The 18,695-nt window shown below is 34.7% G+C and carries 16 protein-coding genes; 12 read left to right on the top strand and 4 right to left on the bottom strand.

Translation table 11 applies throughout. The features are described 5' to 3' along the window. Positions 1 to 856: 856 nt before the first annotated feature. The 3 genes from TY19_RS01995 to TY19_RS01985 all read right to left on the bottom strand — a co-directional run bounded on the left by TY19_RS01995 (position 857) and on the right by TY19_RS01985 (position 3,702). Positions 857 to 1,813: a hypothetical protein gene (locus tag TY19_RS01995; protein WP_042279620.1), complete on the bottom strand. Its 957-nt coding sequence runs from the start codon at positions 1,811 to 1,813 to the stop codon at positions 857 to 859. After that, the gene (locus TY19_RS01990) at positions 1,810 to 2,724 is read right to left on the bottom strand and encodes a hypothetical protein (RefSeq protein ID WP_042279617.1); all 915 of its coding nucleotides are present in this window, start codon (positions 2,722 to 2,724) and stop codon (positions 1,810 to 1,812) included. Before TY19_RS01990 ends, TY19_RS01995 begins: the two co-directional genes overlap by 4 nt. A gap of 525 nt (positions 2,725 to 3,249) precedes the next feature. Then, positions 3,250 to 3,702 (bottom strand): hypothetical protein, encoded by a 453-nt coding sequence (locus TY19_RS01985; protein ID WP_042279613.1) that lies wholly within the window; start codon positions 3,700 to 3,702, stop codon positions 3,250 to 3,252. A gap of 364 nt (positions 3,703 to 4,066) precedes the next feature. On the opposite strand from TY19_RS01985, the gene TY19_RS01980 reads away from it, so the two are divergent. Then, positions 4,067 to 4,306, top strand: coding sequence for a hypothetical protein (locus tag TY19_RS01980; RefSeq protein WP_042279611.1), 240 nt, complete (start codon positions 4,067 to 4,069; stop codon positions 4,304 to 4,306). A 903-nt stretch (positions 4,307 to 5,209) separates the two neighbouring features. Then, positions 5,210 to 6,688 carry an RNA polymerase factor sigma-54 gene (gene rpoN, locus TY19_RS01975; protein ID WP_042279608.1) on the top strand — a complete coding sequence of 493 codons (1,479 nt, stop codon included), beginning with the start codon at positions 5,210 to 5,212 and terminating at the stop codon, positions 6,686 to 6,688. A gap of 80 nt (positions 6,689 to 6,768) precedes the next feature. Here the strand turns inward: rpoN and TY19_RS01970 are convergent, their stop codons facing one another. Further along, entirely contained in the window at positions 6,769 to 7,293 is a 525-nt protein-coding gene (locus TY19_RS01970) for a hypothetical protein (protein WP_042279607.1), read from the bottom strand. Between the two features lie 313 nt (positions 7,294 to 7,606). Between TY19_RS01970 and TY19_RS01965 the strand changes: the two genes are divergently transcribed. The 10 genes from TY19_RS01965 to TY19_RS01920 all read left to right on the top strand — a co-directional run bounded on the left by TY19_RS01965 (position 7,607) and on the right by TY19_RS01920 (position 18,643). Continuing rightward, positions 7,607 to 9,025: a hypothetical protein gene (locus TY19_RS01965; protein WP_052354726.1), complete on the top strand. Its 1,419-nt coding sequence runs from the start codon at positions 7,607 to 7,609 to the stop codon at positions 9,023 to 9,025. 99 nt (positions 9,026 to 9,124) lie between these two features. Further along, entirely contained in the window at positions 9,125 to 11,677 is a 2,553-nt protein-coding gene (locus TY19_RS01960; RefSeq protein ID WP_052354725.1) for a type II secretion system protein GspD, read from the top strand. Continuing rightward, positions 11,664 to 13,295, top strand: a complete 1,632-nt coding sequence (gene gspE / locus TY19_RS01955) for a type II secretion system ATPase GspE (protein WP_079979189.1) — start codon at positions 11,664 to 11,666, stop codon at positions 13,293 to 13,295. Before TY19_RS01960 ends, gspE begins: the two co-directional genes overlap by 14 nt. A 2-nt stretch (positions 13,296 to 13,297) precedes the next feature. Further along, positions 13,298 to 14,485 carry a type II secretion system F family protein gene (locus TY19_RS01950; protein WP_042279605.1) on the top strand — a complete coding sequence of 396 codons (1,188 nt, stop codon included), beginning with the start codon at positions 13,298 to 13,300 and terminating at the stop codon, positions 14,483 to 14,485. 18 nt (positions 14,486 to 14,503) lie between these two features. Next, positions 14,504 to 14,908 (top strand): type II secretion system protein, encoded by a 405-nt coding sequence (locus TY19_RS01945; RefSeq protein WP_042279604.1) that lies wholly within the window; start codon positions 14,504 to 14,506, stop codon positions 14,906 to 14,908. A 15-nt stretch (positions 14,909 to 14,923) separates the two neighbouring features. Next, the gene (locus TY19_RS01940; protein WP_226988461.1) at positions 14,924 to 15,496 is read left to right on the top strand and encodes a prepilin-type N-terminal cleavage/methylation domain-containing protein; all 573 of its coding nucleotides are present in this window, start codon (positions 14,924 to 14,926) and stop codon (positions 15,494 to 15,496) included. 52 nt (positions 15,497 to 15,548) lie between these two features. Further along, positions 15,549 to 16,022: a hypothetical protein gene (locus tag TY19_RS01935; protein WP_042279601.1), complete on the top strand. Its 474-nt coding sequence runs from the start codon at positions 15,549 to 15,551 to the stop codon at positions 16,020 to 16,022. Then, a complete protein-coding gene (locus TY19_RS01930; RefSeq protein ID WP_148300614.1) occupies positions 15,991 to 16,788 on the top strand; it encodes a hypothetical protein in 798 nt (265 codons plus the stop codon). Before TY19_RS01935 ends, TY19_RS01930 begins: the two co-directional genes overlap by 32 nt. Position 16,789: 1 nt before the next feature. Next, complete coding sequence (locus TY19_RS01925; protein WP_042279597.1) at positions 16,790 to 17,617, top strand: hypothetical protein; 828 nt, start codon at positions 16,790 to 16,792, stop codon at positions 17,615 to 17,617. Between the two features lie 54 nt (positions 17,618 to 17,671). Beyond that, the gene (locus TY19_RS01920) at positions 17,672 to 18,643 is read left to right on the top strand and encodes a small ribosomal subunit Rsm22 family protein (RefSeq protein WP_042279595.1); all 972 of its coding nucleotides are present in this window, start codon (positions 17,672 to 17,674) and stop codon (positions 18,641 to 18,643) included. The last annotated feature ends 52 nt before the right edge of the window (positions 18,644 to 18,695 follow it).

The following is an 18,695-nucleotide window of genomic DNA, read 5'->3' as shown; positions in this document are numbered from 1 at the left end:
TGTTTTTGGGAACACATTTGGTGAAATCTATTAGAAAAATCATCAACAAGACAAAACAGTTTGATCATTTCTATCTCGTTCATTTTGGCCTCTTTCATTAGTTTTTGTTCTGAAAAACAAAATCTTCTAACAGAAAAGAGGCCTTTTTTCAACAAAGATCACTCAGAATATAGCCCGAAGATAGCTTACGTTAAACTGGCGTTAAAATTAATTAATAAAATCCTGATTGATTCAAAATTTCTAAAGGGGATTGCTCGACGGCATACCTGCCAAGTAGATATTTTTCTATCCTTTTTTGAAGACCAGACAACTAAAAAGTGAATTTGAATTTCCTCTTCTTTGAATAATATTGGCAATTCAACTCTAATCCCCTTATTTAAATTTTGTTCTCAAAAAATTTATTGAATAATCTTTATTATTCCAAATAGCCAAGTAATTGTTTGGGTTTGTAGACTCTAATTTGGAACATAGATGAGGATTAATAAAATGGTTATTCACTTTACGTTCAAATGTAATATCTCCTAAAGGAGTTGTTAATTTTAAAGGGTTGATATTGATTGGAAATGTATTTTGTTTTGTTGAAAATAACTTCATTTTTTTTTGCTTATTCATAAATACATTTTTTATTTTAAATTCTTTACAAGCAAAATAGATGTCAAAAATTTTTCTGAGTACATCTTCGGTAAACTTATAAATTCTTTCTTATTCTTTTTTATCAATCTCTCACTCAAATTAAATAATATACAGTCGTATATCTATTGATTGACGACTTAGCTTAATAAAATTAGAAAATTTTTGTTTTAGCTATCTTTAATATTAAAACCATGCCTTAAAGAAAGGCATGGTTTTAACATCATCATTCTATTAACGTGCCCAAAGAACGCATGATTGGTTGGATGAGATTGTATTTTATATGAATAACAGCAATAGATCCGCCCAGAGCCAGGCTTATCAAAGGATAATGATAAATAAATGACTGAGCCATTAAAATAGTCATGATGCCTAATACCACCCAATAGGTAAGATTGGCACTTTTAGCAAGCAATGTATATCCCCATTTTCCTAGGTTTGTCAGGGTGCTTTTCATTTCTCCCACACTTGAAATACCACCTTTAGTCCATTCTATTGTTTGAGAAGCAATGGCGGTGATATGGGTCCAAGAGTACAAAGAAAGCGCTTTAACCCCCAACTTTATCTCTTCTTGTTTATTCTTCATTGCCGTTTTCAAGTCATGAAGCCGATTTAGACTTCCCGTATACACTCTATGGATTTTCTTAGCTAGGTAAGGTGAAAATACATTTATTTTTTGCCCCACTTCGATAGATAACTGTTCCATTTCTTGTTTAACAAGTTGAACTTGTTCATTTAAGAGATGAGATTGAGTAGTCATTTTTTGATGACTTCCTCGTTTTGGAGTGAAATCTTCAGCAATTATTGAAAGCTCCGTTTGTTGCTTATTTAAATTCGAAGTCAACTCTAAAAATGATTTCTCAATTCCTGGAAGAGTTTGCGAAAGCTGGATTTGATTAGCCGCAACTGCATCTATGTTTTGCTGCAAATTTTTAAGATCAGCAGATGCCCTCTGTATGGATAAAAATTGAATTTTTCGTTCCTGTTCAATGCGGTCGAATGCATGCATCGCTTCTTCTGTTTGCTCTAAGATAAGATTCCCTAGCTGAAGACTTTCTTCATCAGATTGTTGAGCTTTAGAGAGATTTTCTTGGATTGTTTTTTTTCGTGTCTGTATGGCTAAAAGTTTATCTTGTAAAGGCAGCCCTGTAGGTAAAAAAATTCCTTCTTGATAGATCATCATAAGTTTATTTCCTGTGTTGAAACTTCATTGGCAGATACAGAAGATTGAATCTGATCATTATTTCTATCTAGCCAATTTATTATAGCCTTAGCTTCTAACTCATTATTTCTATATAGCCACTTTATTATAGCCTTAGTATCTGCCTCTCTTTGTTTCATACTCATTTCATTAAGTGCAAGTAAAGCATTCCAACCGTAAAGAGGAAGGGAACATACAAGATTGGCTATACTTGGACGATGTTCCAAACGCTCTAATTTTTCAACTTGTTGTTTTAACTGCTGATTTTTCTGGTTCAAAACAACAAGCTGCTGTTCAATATTGTTTTGTCGAACCTCAAATTCTCCATTTTGTACTTTCAATAAATCTATTTCTTGTTTTAAGTCTTTTTTTTCTTTTTCAATAGCTATTTTTTGAGTTTGAAGTACTTGTTCTTCATTAATAAGTCCCTGCACTTTGGCAGTTAATACTGCATTGTCATTTTCTAATTGTTCTTGAGCTTGAAGCATAGCTTGTTTTTCTTGTTCCAGGTTTCTGAAATTTACACTGATTTCATTATGACTTCTTTGAACTAAATCGGCTTTTTGGACCAATTTTTTAATTTTTGAACAAAGCTCTTCATTTTGCTTTTTAAGTTCTTGCTTACCAGAATCAATTTTATTATTAGCCTCTAATAATAGGAGGTTTTCTTTTTCTAATTCGTTTAAACATTGTAAAGCTAAAGCGTCTGAAGCGCTGCGAGACTGATTTATAGATTCGGTAAAAATAGCTGTAATCAGCCTTACTTTTTCTTGATCTGAATTTTGGGTTTGTACAATGTTCGCGATATGACCGTAAACGGTAGACAAGATGGGATCTGTTTGACAAGCATTATTTTGATAGGGACTTGTCAATGTTTTACTGTTAACTTGCATAGTATTTCTCCTATATGGTGGATGGATGTTAACTTTACTTTTTGCCTTTGAATGATCAAATCCTTTCATTTCGCAAAAAGGTTTTGACTCAATAAATTTTTTTAAAAGGTATTAATTGCCGTTTCAATGAGACACATTACAACTACGTGAAAGTGCTTATTTTCTATAATACGCAATCATTTAATCAAAAATTGTATATATAATTAAATAATTTTGTATACAGTTTTTTTATTTTTATACGAGATTTTATATAAGAATTATCATTGCTAAATGATAATTCTTATTTGAGAAAATGGAAGAATAGGGCTTGAGGTGGCATTGCCCCGCAAAAAAGGTTCAACAGAAAGTAAAAAAAATTATGCTATCCTTTAAAAAAAGGAAAACAGCATGAAGGAAAGTTTTATAGAAAAACAAATTATTAAAATCCTAAAAGAAGTCGACTCAAGAATCCTTCTTGTAGAAGTTTGTCGCAAGTATGAAGTCAGTACAGCTTCTTATTGAAGAAGGTTTGCTGAAAAAGGTTTACTATAGCTGTGGAGGAATACGATAATAATTTTGAATGCAAGGCATCTCCCTTAAGTAATTCCATGTTTGGACATAATTTAACCGCTTTCCTCGTTGGATTTTTTCCCGCTCTGAATCACTAATAAATGTATGAACAAATTGATCAGGATATTCTTTAAGTGGAAGAGATAAAGCACCTAATTTCACCCACTTTTTTTTAAGCCCTCGTATTGTAAGAGGTTCGCTCACTAACTCGGCTTCCGCTAAAAATACATGTCCCAAAGTATTTTTTAAAAATAGAAACCGAATCGTTCCATCATGTGACAAAAAAACGTCAGCTTTTAAACGGCCATAAAGAGGGCTATTTATAAATTGCGATCTTTCATTATTGGTAAAATCGGGACTTTGTTCGAAAACTAAAAAAACATTTGAACGAGGGTCTTTTGGTAACTCTTTAGGTCCTAGAAGGATCATATTATTTTTATGAGTTTCTTAAAGGTGGTCTTATGCTAAATTTAGGATTCAAATAGGTTCATAGATCTACCACGGATATTGATTTATTTGCTAAAATGTTCAATCAAATTAACAATGTATAGCGCATCATCACGGAAATTGCAGGATTGACGTGTGTTGAAGATGGAATCACTTTTGATACGCAACAACTCATTCTTCGCAACACCTAACAGTTGGGAATTGTGGCGGTATAAGTTAGCAGTTATAAATAAGTTATCCTTTTGAGACAATTTTTATGATAGTCTTGCCCACGTCTAGTGATTTGGGAATTCCAATTAACAATAAATTCTACGAAATAGTTTATAATTATAAAAAAGGGGGAGCTATGGTAAGTTCAAATTATCATCATTTTAATTGGGATCAATTTGGAAAGGGTGAAATGCGAGATTCTAAAAACATTACTCCCTTAACGCTGACACACAAAAAGCAATTAACGGAAATTAAAGAAGAAAAAGAACAACCTCTGGAAAAACTTGAGGAACGTGATGTTCTTATTAATTTGATTATGGAAGAAAAGGGTGTTTCAAAAGAAATTGCGGAAGCAGAATATGATTATTTCAGTTAAATTGTAATGAATATTTTACTATGCATTTTTTTAATTGGTCTGAATAATTAAGTAAGTTTCTATTAAATATTTAAATTTTTTGTTTTTAAAAGCTGACGATTGAATTTATTTCGCTTGATTGATGTAAATACTAAAATTTAATTGATTTAATTTCATTTTAATTATAAATGAATATTTTTTGGAAAGAGTTTCTAAATTTTAATCAGGTTTTTACATCAATCTACATCAACATCAACAAGGCTTCAAACTTTCATTTTATTTTTTCAATTTTAGTGGTTTCAAATTAAAAGTAGTGCGAAGGCTTATAAGTTCTCTTTAAAAATTTGTGCTAATTATCCAAGCAGACACTAAAATAGTTTTGTCTGTTTCAGAAGTTACAGACAATAAAAATAAGCTCGTATATTAACAAATTTTATTTAATTTTTTCAATTTTCAAAAGCTCAATCTGTTCTTGGAAAAATGGAATCCTTTTTCCATTATAGCGCATCTTTGAAAAAATCCACCGCAAGGATTGTTTTGCATTTCTTTCCAAAGCAAAATATTTTCTTCTGCAGAAACACTTAAATGATTATGCCACAAAGTTTAAAGCGTAATCTCTACATCAATTATTTTCCTGATTTTTTCTTTTTTCTACTTTTTATCAATCCCTTTTTTAGGACTATCATGAGTATCTTACTTACTTAACCTCTGTTAGTTATAAAAGCTTCTCTTGAGAAATTTATTGACGAAATATTTAGTCAGTAGATTTATGTAGCTTGATGTATTAAGTATTTGTATGACAATCGCTTGTGTTATGGTGTTATAAAGATAAATTCATTATTTAAGTTTTAGATTGCTGAGATAAGGATAAACCTATTATGTCTGATTTGAATAGTAGTTAATAAAAGCAACCAAGGATTTCATATGAGTACAGTAGGGATTCCTTCTTCTTCTTTGCAAATGCAGCAAAAACAAGGAATGAACTTGACACAGCGTTTGATGATGTCAACTCATATGCAACAAGCCATTCATTTACTTCAATTACCTATTTTAGAATTAGAGCCGTTTATTGAAGAACAAGTCGTTGCAAATCCTTTGCTCGATATTATCCCTATAGAAAAAGAGGGAGCTTTTATAGAAGAACGCACTTCAGCTTCTGAAAAAATGGAAAAAGAAATCACGATTGATGATCGTGATTTGGCTATTTTGAACCGATTGGATGAAGATTATCGAGAGCATTTTGCAGGAAGTGAAGCAACGCCAATGAAAAGGTCTAGTGAAGAAGAAAAGTTAAAAAGCTATTTAGAAAATTCAATTTGCGCAGATCCAAGTTTGTTGGAAAAATTGCATCAACAAGCGATCGATACATTTAATAATCAACAAGAACTGGCTATTGCAGATATTTTAATTGGTTATATTGACACTAATGGTTTTTTAAAAACACCTCTTCAAGAAATTTGCCTTTTGCATACTCTTGATGAGTCTGCGGTAAAAGATGTTTTAAGAGAAATGCAGGAGTTTGAGCCTTATGGAATCGCTGCCGCTTCTATTCAAGAGTCGCTATTAATTCAATTAAGATGCTTGCACAAGGAGGGAAAACTTGCTTACCGCCTTATTAAAGATTATTATAATGAATTGCTACACAATCATATTCCTTTGATTCAAAAACAATTAAAATGTTCTTTCTCGGAAATTCAAGAAGCAATTGAAAAAGATATCGCAAAATTAGATTTGCATCCCGGCACGCATTTCTCTGCTCAAACATCTCAAGTAATTATTCCCGATGTTACTTTGCGTCAAGAAGGAGAAAAGCTTATTGTTGATGTCGATCGTGATAGAGCTCCTACCCTAAAAATTAACCGAAAATATTTGCGCTTGTTGAACGATTCTTCAACATCAAATGAAACAAAGCAATTCATTAAGCGACATCTTTTTTCAGCTCGGTGGCTTGTGCGAAATTTGCAACAGCGATATTCGACGATTGAAAGAATTGCTGAATTTTTAGCGGTTAATCAATATGAATTTTTTACACAGCCCGATGGACTGTTAAAACCTTTAACCATGAAAACGATTGCAGATGCTTTAGAATTGCATGAATCGACAATTGCGAGAACTGTCTCTAATAAATATATCAATAGTCCCAAAGGAATTTTTTCTCTCCGGTCTTTTTTTACAACCAAATATACGTCGGAAGAAGGAGAAGATCTTTCAGCTAAAACAGTAAAAGAAGCCATTTTAGAAATTATCAGTGGCGAAAATAAGCTTCGTCCTTTTTCCGATGAAAAAATATCGGAATTACTAAAAAGTAAAGGGATTACCTGCGCTAGACGCACCGTTGCTAAATATCGACAAGCATTAGATTTAGGAAATACACAACAGCGTAAAAAATTTCATCAATCTTAAGAGGCTATAAGAATAAATGGCGTTGATTCGATGCGGATTAATTCTGCATCGAATCAACGCCATTTGTATATTACAATTTGCTATTCATCACGATTGCCGCCCTTATTAGGCATGAATTGTTGTATAGCTGCAATAATGGCTGCGCCGATAAAAATTCCTGGTGCTGCAATAAATAAAGCCACTAGAATAACTGTTAATACGATAGAGCGAAGTTGCTCTTTATTCGAAAAAAAATGCCTGACGTTTTGGAGATAAAAGACAATTTCGGATGCAAAGTGATAGCCTACAACCATTCCAATGATTAGCTCTCCTAATAGGCTACCATACATAAACATCATGAGAACAATCCCTAGCCCTAAAAGAAGATAAGTAATCATTTGTTCTTTGTTGTTTTTTGCAAAATCGAAAATTTCATCATTATTTTTCGATTCTCTAGCAAAACGTAATTGTTCTCTAATTTTATCTTCAGCTCTTTCTTTTTGAGAAAAATTTTTGTCTTTTTGTGTCGTGTCAGGATTTGAATTTTGACTTAATTGAGAAGCGTTGTAAGGCGTAAAAGGCTTGTTAGGTTCATTATTAGATTGATTTGAATCGTTACTGTTCATTATTTTTCCTTATTTAAATCTTTTGTTAGAATAAACATTTGATTTTACACTATCTTTTTTCGTTGGATCTATTGATAAGTTTCAAATTTCCCAGCTTACACTCTTATAAAATCCAAAAACTCGTTATAATATGCATTTGTGAACCATGCAATCTTTTTTTTAATTTTAGAAGCTATTAAAATTTTACTCGCAGTTTATTTAATAATTTTTCACTTGATATGAGTTTTTACTAATTGTTTGTTTTTTTTAAATAAAAATGACATAATCCATTATTAATCAATAGGTAAATCTAAAAATAAAAAAAGAGAAACAGATGATCAATCGCTGGTTAATGGGCTTAAATTCTATTATCTTAGGAAGCTGTTGTCTTTTGGCTATTGGAATTGGAGTGATGAAGTTTACTTATTCCAATCAGATTATTTGTAGAGATCCTAAGGCAAAGCTATGTGGATTGCCAAAAGGAGCTTTTGAATTATCAACAGAGTCTTATGAACAGTTAAATGGCCCTTTATTAGCTTTAAATGAAGCTTCTCCTTCTTTGCAGCTTCCCGATTTGCGACAACAATTGATTTATTATGGAAAAAACAGTAGACCAGATGCTCAGTCTGAACAAACCTTGTTGCATTTTGCTTTTAATACAAATAAAAATATTGTATCGATTCCTCCTGGAGAGCGACTTTACTTAGTTTATGATAAAGAAAGTATTCCAAATAAATACATTTTTAGTCCTCAGAATAAAAAAACGTCTTTGTGGATAGAAGCAATGTTGGCTGATTCTGAAGTTGTTGTTAAGTTAACTTTGGAAAATGACAAAGGTGACTTGATTACAGAGCCTGAAAATCATTATCAATTTCGACTTCCTGAAAAAGAATTCATTCGCTTTGCTGGGAAAGTTTGGGAATTGGGAACATGGAGAGTCGATGGAACACTTTTAGCCAGACAAAAAGCGCGCTGGTTTGGGATTGATCGATTTTTAGAAAAGCACGGAGGAGACGAATACCAACACTGCTTGGGCAAACAAAGAGTCGATTTTGGAGAAAATGAAAATATTTATTCTGTTTTTATTGGCCCTGGAGATTGTTTAATTTGGGATGAAAATCAATGGAAAGTCATTCAACCAGGAGCAGGTTCACGGGCTTACCCACTTTTGGTCGTCAAAAAAATTGATGAGCGATTATTGACTTTGGAATTGTGGGATGTAGAAGGGAAAGGTAAGATCCTGTTGAATTTATTAAAATCTGTTGAACCTTGGATGGTACAAAATGCTCAAAATATTCAGCATATGTTTAAATTTGTCGGGGCCAAAACAAGGTCGCAATGTGTATTTGAAATTAATAATGAAAGAATGATTGTTAGTCCTTCCGACTGGCTTTTGATGACTCAGAAAGGATGGAAAAAACTTACTTCTGCTGAGGAAATAGATGATTATGTAAAGCGTAAAACGGCTGGGACATTGTTTGTATTTGAAAGATTAGTGCGTAAAGATGATCGTCAATTGATGTTGGGAACTTTATATAATTCTACTCGTAGTGATAGTCAATCGATTGAACTAACTTTACAACAAGGTAATAGCAATAAATCTTTTACAACTAAAGAAATGAAAGATAAAGAGGTTAAAGAACCAGGAGAAACGATTTTGCAAACAGAAAAAGGGATTACTAGTGTTGGTAAAACTGAAGCTGATTTGGCAAATCGTATTCCAGTTGTTCCTAATCTCTCGAATAAGAATTAAAACAAGGCTTCTTATAAAGTTATGTGTTGAATGACAATAGATTTCATTGACACTGAATTAAATTTGGTAAGAGTAGATTAAAGCGAATCGACGGTAAACATGATAAAGCAACTGATTTGGATAGTAGGTCTTTTTTGTCTAGCAGGATCCCCTTTTCATCAATTGTGGGCACAATCAATATCAGAAAAAAAAGCTAACCTTCAATCTTCTGAAAGTGATTTAGATCAAGAAATGGATCGTTTCTTGACGCAAGTAAATAGAGAATCTCAACACATTCAATTTCAAATTGAACGACTTTATGATGAGGTTTTTAAACTTTACCAAGCAAAGGCTCCTGTAGAAGATTACAAAGAATTACTCAATCGCATTAACCAACATAAAAAGCATTTGAATCAACTTGAAAATAGATGGCGTGACTTAGCTGTCCGAAGTAATAAAGGCGAGGCTTATGGACTTTGGCATGCCCCAGATACAACTTTAGAACAGTTGATTATTGATTATGGATCTCAAGATTATGTCTATTTAATTCCTCCAGACGTAGGTGCAATTCGCTTAAGTATTGATTCTAATTTACCAATTCCCAGGTCATCTTGGAATGAAATGTTAGAATTAATTTTAAATCAAAATGGAGTAGGAATTAAAACTTTGAACCCTTACCTCCGTCAACTTTACTTAATTACCCTCAATAATTCTAACCTACGTTTGATTACTAACAAGCGGCAAGATTTAGAAATTCTTCCGATAGATTCAAAAATTGCTTTTGTATTATCTCCAGAACCATCAGAAGTTCGGCGAGCTTATTCTTTCCTAGAAAGATTTATCAATCATAATACAACAGTTTTACAAGTTCTTGGAAGAGATATTCTGTTAGTGGGTCAAGTGGGTGAAATTCAAGATATTTTAAAACTTTATGATTTTATTGCCTCAAATCGCGGAGAAAAAGACTATCGCCTCATTCCTATTTGTAAGGTTCGTGCAGATGAAATGGCCCGTATTTTAACAGCAATTTTTGATCAAGAAGAAGGAGACACTTCTTTAGCCATTCCTGCAAATGGAGAATCTTCCCGACAATATGCTAGAGGAGATGTCAATGGATTGAAAATTATTGTCTTAGATAACATGACGCAAGCACTTTTTGTTGTGGGAACAAAAGAAGAGATCCGCAAAGCAGAAGACGTTGTACGAAATGTAGAAAATCGGATTGGCGGAGTAAGAGACAAAACAGTTTTTTGGTATACCGTAAAACATTCTGAATCTGAAGAGCTAGCTGATGTTTTATTTAAAGTATACAATTTAATGATCACAACAGGGACTGGGGTTAGACCAGACGGACAAGGAGTAGTTTCAAAAAATGCAGGAACTGAAATCAATGTTATAGATAATAATTCAGCTCCTCCTCCCATAGCGCCCCCTATTCTTAACCCACAAAAAGAGCCTCCCCAAACCTTATATGGACAAGAAGGTTATTACCAAGAAGGAGGGTTCATTGTTAATCCGGCTCCTGCTCAACCTGGTGCCTTTATCCAAACAGATCCCAATGTAGGACGAGATAATTTTATTGTTGATGCAAAATCTGGGTCAATCGTGATGGTTGTGGAAGCTGACATTCTTCCAAAAATCAAAGAGTTACTCAGAAAATTAGATGTTCCTAAAAAAATGGTACAGATTGAAACACTACTTTTTGAAAAGATTTTAACCCGTGAAAATACATTTGGATTAAATCTTTTAAAAATTGGTGAGCATATTGCTAAAAACACAAATTTAACTGGAGCAACTTTTAATAACATTTTTCCCGTTAAGGGAGAATTTACTCCAGCTAACGCAGGGGTTTTTGACTTTTTATTAAGCCGGAAACAAACAAGTAGTGGTATTCCAGCCTTTGATTTAGCTTATCGCTTTCTATTGTCTCAGGATGATGTACAGATTAATTCAAATCCATCCATTTTGACCATGAATCAAACTCCCGCAACAATCGCTGTCAATGAAGATATTTCTATCAATACGGGGATTTTTGAAGTGGAGACTGCTAAAGGAACAACGCTGAAAGATGCTTTTACACGTGCTCAATACGGGATTACAATTAGTGTTAAACCGACTATTCATTTAAATCAACACGATACAGAGGATGAATGGGATTTTGATTATGTGACACTTGAAACGGATATTACTTTTGATACAATTCATGCGGGAGGAGATCGCTCACGACCTGATGTGACGAGACGTCATATTACTAATCAAGTGCAAGTTCCTGATGGAGACACAATAATTTTAGGAGGATTACGACGAAAGACGACGAATGATAATAAAGATTCCATTCCTTTTTTGGGAGAATTACCGGGATTAGGTAAATTGTTTAGTACGAATTCCCTTAAAGATAGTAGCTCTGAAATGTTTATTTTTATTACTCCTCATATTGTAAAAGATCCGAAAGAGCAGCTCCAATGTCTAAGACAAGAACTTTTATGTTTGCGTCCAGGGGATGTTCCTTACTTTCTAGAATGTGTTCAAGAAGCTCATCGTTATGAAAAAACAAGATTGATGGAAGGGAGTATGACGGTATTATTCGGTCGTCCTCGTGAACGTTATTACATCTCTGATTGCTGCAAAGTAGATGACCATAGCCAACTTGAAGGAGAATATGACGGGCGATAATGAGGAAACAGGAAATAAAGAGTTTTTATTAAAAGAAAAATTAGGAGGAGAACAAGCTCAAGCGAAGCTTGCCGAACAATTTGGGATGACTTGTTACCTTGATTTGTCTTCTTTTCGAGTAAGTAAAGAGCGTTATAGACAAGTTCCTTATGCATTTGCCAAAAAGCATGTTATTCTTCCTGTGGAAGATCAGGGAACTATCGTAGTTGTCGCTGTGGCTGATCCTCTTAATTTAGCTCCACTAGAAGAGCTTCGGTTTTTTTTAAACGCTGAAATTGAAGCCGTTTATAGCCCTCGTGATGTGATTTTGTCAGCTATACATGATTGTTATAACACTGAACATGGTGCAGCTTCGCAACTGATTGCTGGGATGGGAGACAAAAGCGAAGAAGGAAAAGAAGGCGATATTGAAATTTTTGATCTTTTTGATCAAAGCAAGCTGCAATCCCCAGTTGTCCAGCTCCTTAATTTAATTTTAACAGAAGCCATTCAGCAAGGGGCTTCTGACATTCATTTTGAGCCTTCAGAAAATGGAATGCGGGTTCGATATCGCATTGATGGAGTTTTGCAAAATAGGCATGCTCCTTCGCAAGATTACCAAACTCAATTATTGACTCGTATCAAAGTCATGTCCAAATTAGATATTGCCGAGCATCGTTTGCCACAAGATGGACGTATCAAATTACGTATGGGAAGACGGGAAGTAGATTTTCGTGTAAGTACAGTGCCAATTGCAGGAGGCGAGCGTATTGTTTTGCGTATTTTAGATAAAGGAAATGTCTTACTTGGATTGGATAAAATTGGGATGCTTCCTTCTGTTTTTGAGCAATTTCAAAAGCTCGTTTCATTACCAGAAGGTATTGTTTTAGTGACGGGGCCAACGGGAAGCGGAAAAACGACAACTCTTTATAGTGCTATTTGTGATATGACAAATGATGAGATCAACATCATGACCATTGAAGATCCAGTAGAGTATAATTTAAGAGGGATTGCACAAATTGGGGTTCACCATAAAATTAAGCTCGATTTTGCTACGGGTTTAAGACATATCTTACGTCAAGACCCCGATGTGATTATGGTGGGAGAGGTTAGAGATAAAGAAACCGCAGAAATAGCCATTCAAGCTGCTTTGACAGGGCACCTTGTTTTAAGTACGCTTCATACCAATGATGCTCCTTCTGCGATTACTCGCCTTGTCGATATGGGAATTGAACCTTATTTACTGTCTTCTTGTATTGTAGGTGTTCTAGCCCAAAGACTTGTCAGAAGAATATGTTCAGATTGTAAAGAAACCTATGAACCGAGTCTTCGAGAGTTGCAAAGTTTGGGAATTCGGTCAGAAGAATTGAAAAATGGTTTCCTCTATCGAGGTAAAGGGTGTTCCTCTTGTTATGGAACTGGATTTAAAGGGCGTCAGGGCGTTTATGAGTTAATGCCAGTTAATCATGCAATCAATAAACAAATTATCCAAAGTCCGGATGCCATAGAAATGCGTAAAGTGGCTTTGTCGCAAGGAATGGTGAGCTTACTTGGTCATGGAGCAGAACTGGTTAAACAAGGTGTTTCGACTGTAACAGAAGTACTGCGCGTGGCAAGAGGAATTGAGGAAGAAGGGTAGGTATGCCACTTTATCAATATCAGTATGTCGATGAGAAAAAAAAACGTCGAACAGGAGTGATTGAAGCGATCAGTGAACGTGATGCTAAAGAAAAATTGCGCGATCAAGGATTACTCATTACGCAGATTCAAACAAAAAGTAAAATTAACGGAAAGCAAAACCTAAAAGGAGAGGCTCTCTTAGCTTTTACAGTTCAACTTTCTCAATTAGTCAATGCTGGTATTCCCCTTTATGAAAGCTTAATTGCTATTGAAGAGCAATCGAGAGGAGAGTCTTTCCACCGCGTTGTTTTAAGTTTATGTGAACAAATTCGTACAGGAATGAGTTTGTCTGGAGCAATGGCAACGTATTCGGAGAGTTTTGACCAACTGTATTGCGGAATGGTAGCGGCTGGAGAAGCTGTTGGGATGCTAGGTCCGATTTTAGAAAAGCTCACGCAACTTCTTGCTAAACAAATGAAATTAAAAAAACAAATCACGACAGCAATGATTTATCCTTGTATCTTAGGAGGATTTTCGTTGTTGATTATCACCCTCTTACTTGGATTTGTCGTTCCCTCTTTAGAAGGAATTTTTGCAGAACGTAAACTCAATGCTTTTACAAATGCCATTTTAGGTTTAAGCCACCTTTTTAGAAATTATTGGTGGTTATACTTGCCGACTTTCGTAGCAGGAACAATTTTTGTCATTTGGAAATTTCGTTCTTCAGAAGGAAAGTTATGGATGGAAAAAACGCTTTTGCGCATACCTGTGATTAATACTTTAGTTATTCAAACGGCTGTGGCAAGATTTTGCCGTACGATGGGAACGCTTCTTCAGGGGGGATTGAACATGATAGAGTCTCTTCGCATCTCTCGTGGAGTGATGCATAATGTGGTTTTGGAAAAAGAAATTCAACAGGCTGAAGCGAAGATTATCGAAGGGCACTCTTTAAGCCAAGAATTAGGGAAGTCTAAATATATTCCTCCATTGGTTTCAAAAATGTTAGCTGTTGGTGAAGAATCAGGGACGTCTATCGTGATGTTAAGTCGTATTGCAGATATGTATGAACAAGAAATTGAGAAAACATTAGATCGGGTGATGGCTTTGGCACAGCCAGTTATTTTAATTGTGATGGGACTCGTTATTGGCACAGTGCTTTTGGCTATTATGTTGCCATTAACAGATGTCAGCTCGTTTTCAGCAGGTTGAAAAAATAAAGAGGATGTTATGAAAGTTGTAAAAAGTAAAAAGCATTTTGTTACACTTGTAGAAATGATGATCGTCATGTTCTTAATCGCAATGATTACAGGCGTGATAGCTTATAACTATACAGGTAGTTTAGATGAAGGAAAGGCCTTTAAAACAAAAGCGGGAATTGAAAAAATTCATACCGTTTTAGATTTACATTTTGCCATGCATCCGGAAGAAAAAGAAAATGTAGCAATGGATTGGAAAAATATTTTAAAGAAGTCACAGCTCGTTAAAAATTCTCGTGATCTCGAAAAAGATGGGTGGGGGGTAGAATATACTGTCACGACTAAAGAAAATGGAGAGATTGAAATCACTTCTGCGAAATATACAGATTATCTGAATAAAAAAGGGCAGGGCAGTTTATTCAAGGATTCAAAATAATTGAACGAGTGGTCTGTGAAAAATGCCTTACATAAGGCTCATTTTACGTTATTAGAAGTATTAGTCGTCCTTTTAATCCTATCGATGGGCGCTACTTTAACTGGAATAAAATTAAAAAAAGCTTATGATGAACAATGCTTTTATTCTGAATGTCAAGAAATTCTCAACCGCTTAAGAACGGCTCAAGAGTTAATGTTGCTATTAGATGCCGATGTGTATGTTATAATAAGCCATATGGGGAATAACCAGGTGGCTTGTTCGCTAGAAATTGAAAAGCCATTAAACGATGCTTGGGCAAAGATGATTGAGCGCCCATTAATGTTATCTGCTATCGAAACTTGTCAACTGGGAGGAAGAACGGAGGAAGTTTTAAAATTGGTTTTTTCCTTGGGAAATATGAGTCAAGGCTCACTTGTATTAACCGGTAAGCATGCTAACAAAGAAACTATTTATTTACGTGGTTATCCCAGTCCCATTGGAAGACAACCCCCCGGAGAAGAAATGGATAAAATAGAAGAAAGCCAACGTCTTTATCCTGCAGAGATCTATGAAGAGATATATCCAGATACCAACTCAGATCTGCAATAATCAAATGCTTCAACCCCAAAAAAATAAACGTCATTTTCAATTGTTGGAGGTGATGATTGCGATGTTGTTGATTTTGATTTGCGTGATTCCCTCTTTTCAAATTTACGTTAACATCAATAAACAACAAGCAAATGTGATACGAGTCAATCAACGTGACCACCTTGTTCACCTAATTCATGCCGATTTAATTGAAAAATTATACAAACAGATGATCTCTCTCGATCAAATTTTGGGCCGGTTTCAAGCTCCCTTTGAAGAAGAAGAATTAAAAAAAAAACTGGAGGAAATTGGGTATGAAGCTGTTTATTCCCTGTGTTTTCTGTCTTCCGAAAAAGATATTAAAACAGCTAAAAAATATTTAGTTGAATTGGTCATTCAACTACAAGATAAAAAGCAAGAAAGTTCGTTTGATTATACTTATCATATTTACATCGATCGAGGCGCGAAAGCTTTTAAATCAGGGCTCAAAAAACCTTTAGATTCTGAGGAAAAAGATGTTCCTGAAAAAGAACATGCTACTGAATAAAGGAAGAGCTAGAGAGCTTTCTTCTGGGTTTGTTAAGCATCGCAAACAATATTTTACTTTGCTTGAAACATTAATTGCCATGTTGTTGCTTTCCCTTTTACTGACACTTATCTTTGGTTTTTTTCGAGAGCTTTCTTTGATTGATACTTGGACGGAGGAAAGAGAAAAAGAAAGTTTTCAAATGCGTTACACGGAAACTCGTTTAAATTATTTATTTCAACGACTTGTGAATGAAAACCAAGGCACTGTTAGACGATTTTACTTTTATACTCAACCTCCTGACGATCATATTTCTAATGCCCCTAGTCTCATTTTTACTTTTAATAACGAAACGCGAGCTAATCCTAATTTTTCTAACGACATATTAGCTAGGCTGTATGTTGATCAACAACATCGCCTTGCTTTGGCTATGTGGCCAATTTATTCAGATAAACCTTATCAAGAGATGCAAAAAGAAATTTTATTAGAAAATGTGGCAAGTATCAATTTTGGCTTTTACGCTGCCCCTGAACGCCTTTCTAATATTCATCCGATTGATCCTATGCAGCCATATCCTGAAAAGAAAACCCCAGAAAAAAATCGATGGCATCAAGAATGGTTTAAAGCTTATTCACAAATGCCTTCCATATTGCGTTTAGAAGTTCGCGTGGTTACTAATCGCCAAGCGCTAAATAAACGAGCAGGTAAAATCGAAACGAAGACTCTAATGTTTGCGTTTGTCTTACCCTCTAGCCAAAATTATATTTTTTATTCAACTGAGGGCTGATATGAATGTATTACCTCTCGTTTTAATGCTTATTCTAATGACAGCTGTTATCACAGTGGAAAAATTAGAAAAATTTAAATCTACAGTTATTGTTCAACGGCAATATCAACTCTATTTAGAAGAAGACGAGCGGGAGGCTTTGAATTTGCACCAAAGGAATCTCTATGCAGAATATGAACCTTCCCAGCGTCAGCTCTCCTTTACAATGTTTTTTAACAAGAAAAATCGGGAGAAAAACCCAGAAGTTTTTCGACAAATACGTCAAATAACTGAGGATTTAATCAAAGTTTTGTATGGGCAAGCAGCTTTTTACAAAAAGCTTGAAAGTCAGCGTCCCAATTTTGTGCACGAAATGTTAGATGATTTCATGGCAGCTGCGGACAAATTAAATAAAATCAATAAAATTAGGCAAATCGAAGATATTCAACGTATTCGCTTAGAAGATCCTGTATTACAACAAGCTTTTTATCATATATTAAAAGGAACTATAACAAAAAAAAAGTTGAAAGAATTGCAAACAAAAGAAGGAACTGATGAAAAAATTGCCCTTTCGCAACGCAATCAAGAGAAAGGGTATTATTCATTGCTCAACTTTATCAAGCATACAGAAAAACCTCAAATTGAGATTCAGCTTGCTTCTCGGGAATTACTTTTAGCGATTTTTGGAAACGAAGAGATTGTGGAGGCTATTTTGATCAAGCGGAATGAAAAATCTGCAGATATCGGAGCTCAGTTCATTGAAGCTTTTAAAGGAAAGCAAAAACCAGGAATTAGTAACGAATTACTTAACTTTAAACTGACTAAAACGGATAAAAAGCCTTATGATTAATCCTTTTTACTTATTGAATAAAAAAACGAAAGAAACATGCTTAGGTAATAAAACATGCAACTTCCCGAAGATTTACAAAATGGTGTGATTGAAGCGTTAGAACAGGCAGGTTGGAATGAACTGCTAAATGCAAGAGAAATATTAACAGATCGTTACCGCTCCCACCAAAAACAGCAGTTCATGACTAATGATCAGCAACGCCTCTCTTATTTAGCTACACGTTTACCAGCCACTTATGCTGCCGTTTATCAAACGCTCAATCAAATTAAAAAAACAGTCAACGGCATATCTATCCATTCTTTATTAGATCTAGGAGCAGGTCCTGGAACAACTCTGTGGGCTGCTGCGCAAATTTTTCCTTTGCAAACGGCAACTTTATTTGAAAAAGATCAGTCTTTAGCTCTACTGGGTCAAAAATTAGCTCAGAGGAAAGAATTAGCTGTTTTTCAAAATTGCCAATGGAAAATAGGGGACCTAGAGCTATTAGAGGAGCTTCCGGTGCATGATATGGTTACTCTTTCCTATTCAATAGGCGAATTATCTTCTGCCTCGATTTTTCCGGTGTTACAGAAGTGTTGGCAAGCCACAAAAGAAATTTTGGTGATCATCGAACCTGGGACTCCGACTGGTTTTGAAAGGATTCGACTTATTCGCCAAACATTAATCGATATGGGAGGACATATCGTAGCTCCTTGCTCTCATGCCCTAAAGTGTCCGATTCTGAGAGGAGATTGGTGCCATTTTACAGCTCGTATCGAAAGAAGTTCTTTCCACAGGCGTTTGAAGGGAGGAACTTTAAATTATGAAGACGAAAAGTTTTCCTATATTGTTGTTTCTAAGTCCTCTCTTTTATTACCACCTGCTCGCATTTTACGCCATCCTCAACATCGATCCGGTCATAGTCTGTTTACGTTGTGCACTCCAAACGGAATTCAACAAGAAACGATTTCCAAGCGAACTCCCCTTGAATACAAGATAGCTAAAAAACTCAAATGGGGGGAGGTCTTTTCTTTATCAGCAAAATAAATAAATTTTCGTGAATAACAAAATGAGTTTTATTTTTAATCTTTGACTTTTC

The sequence above is a fragment of the Candidatus Protochlamydia sp. R18 genome (assembly GCF_000648255.1).
Classification (GTDB): domain Bacteria; phylum Chlamydiota; class Chlamydiia; order Chlamydiales; family Parachlamydiaceae; genus Protochlamydia; species Protochlamydia amoebophila.
This window is presented reverse-complemented; position numbering and strand designations above follow the sequence as displayed.

What these genes read in the sequence shown, in the direction of transcription:
- TY19_RS01995 (WP_042279620.1), bottom strand. Translation starts at nt 1,813, where the DNA reads ATGATGATCTATCAAGAAGGAATTTTTTTACCTACAGGGCTGCCTTTA.
- TY19_RS01990 (WP_042279617.1), bottom strand. Translation starts at nt 2,724, where the DNA reads ATGCAAGTTAACAGTAAAACATTGACAAGTCCCTATCAAAATAATGCT.
- TY19_RS01985 (WP_042279613.1), bottom strand. Translation starts at nt 3,702, where the DNA reads ATGATCCTTCTAGGACCTAAAGAGTTACCAAAAGACCCTCGTTCAAAT.
- TY19_RS01980 (WP_042279611.1), top strand. Translation starts at nt 4,067, where the DNA reads ATGGTAAGTTCAAATTATCATCATTTTAATTGGGATCAATTTGGAAAG.
- rpoN (WP_042279608.1), top strand. Translation starts at nt 5,210, where the DNA reads ATGAGTACAGTAGGGATTCCTTCTTCTTCTTTGCAAATGCAGCAAAAA.
- TY19_RS01970 (WP_042279607.1), bottom strand. Translation starts at nt 7,293, where the DNA reads ATGAACAGTAACGATTCAAATCAATCTAATAATGAACCTAACAAGCCT.
- TY19_RS01965 (WP_052354726.1), top strand. Translation starts at nt 7,607, where the DNA reads ATGATCAATCGCTGGTTAATGGGCTTAAATTCTATTATCTTAGGAAGC.
- TY19_RS01960 (WP_052354725.1), top strand. Translation starts at nt 9,125, where the DNA reads ATGATAAAGCAACTGATTTGGATAGTAGGTCTTTTTTGTCTAGCAGGA.
- gspE (WP_079979189.1), top strand. Translation starts at nt 11,664, where the DNA reads ATGACGGGCGATAATGAGGAAACAGGAAATAAAGAGTTTTTATTAAAA.
- TY19_RS01950 (WP_042279605.1), top strand. Translation starts at nt 13,298, where the DNA reads ATGCCACTTTATCAATATCAGTATGTCGATGAGAAAAAAAAACGTCGA.
- TY19_RS01945 (WP_042279604.1), top strand. Translation starts at nt 14,504, where the DNA reads ATGAAAGTTGTAAAAAGTAAAAAGCATTTTGTTACACTTGTAGAAATG.
- TY19_RS01935 (WP_042279601.1), top strand. Translation starts at nt 15,549, where the DNA reads ATGATTGCGATGTTGTTGATTTTGATTTGCGTGATTCCCTCTTTTCAA.
- TY19_RS01930 (WP_148300614.1), top strand. Translation starts at nt 15,991, where the DNA reads ATGTTCCTGAAAAAGAACATGCTACTGAATAAAGGAAGAGCTAGAGAG.
- TY19_RS01925 (WP_042279597.1), top strand. Translation starts at nt 16,790, where the DNA reads ATGAATGTATTACCTCTCGTTTTAATGCTTATTCTAATGACAGCTGTT.
- TY19_RS01920 (WP_042279595.1), top strand. Translation starts at nt 17,672, where the DNA reads ATGCAACTTCCCGAAGATTTACAAAATGGTGTGATTGAAGCGTTAGAA.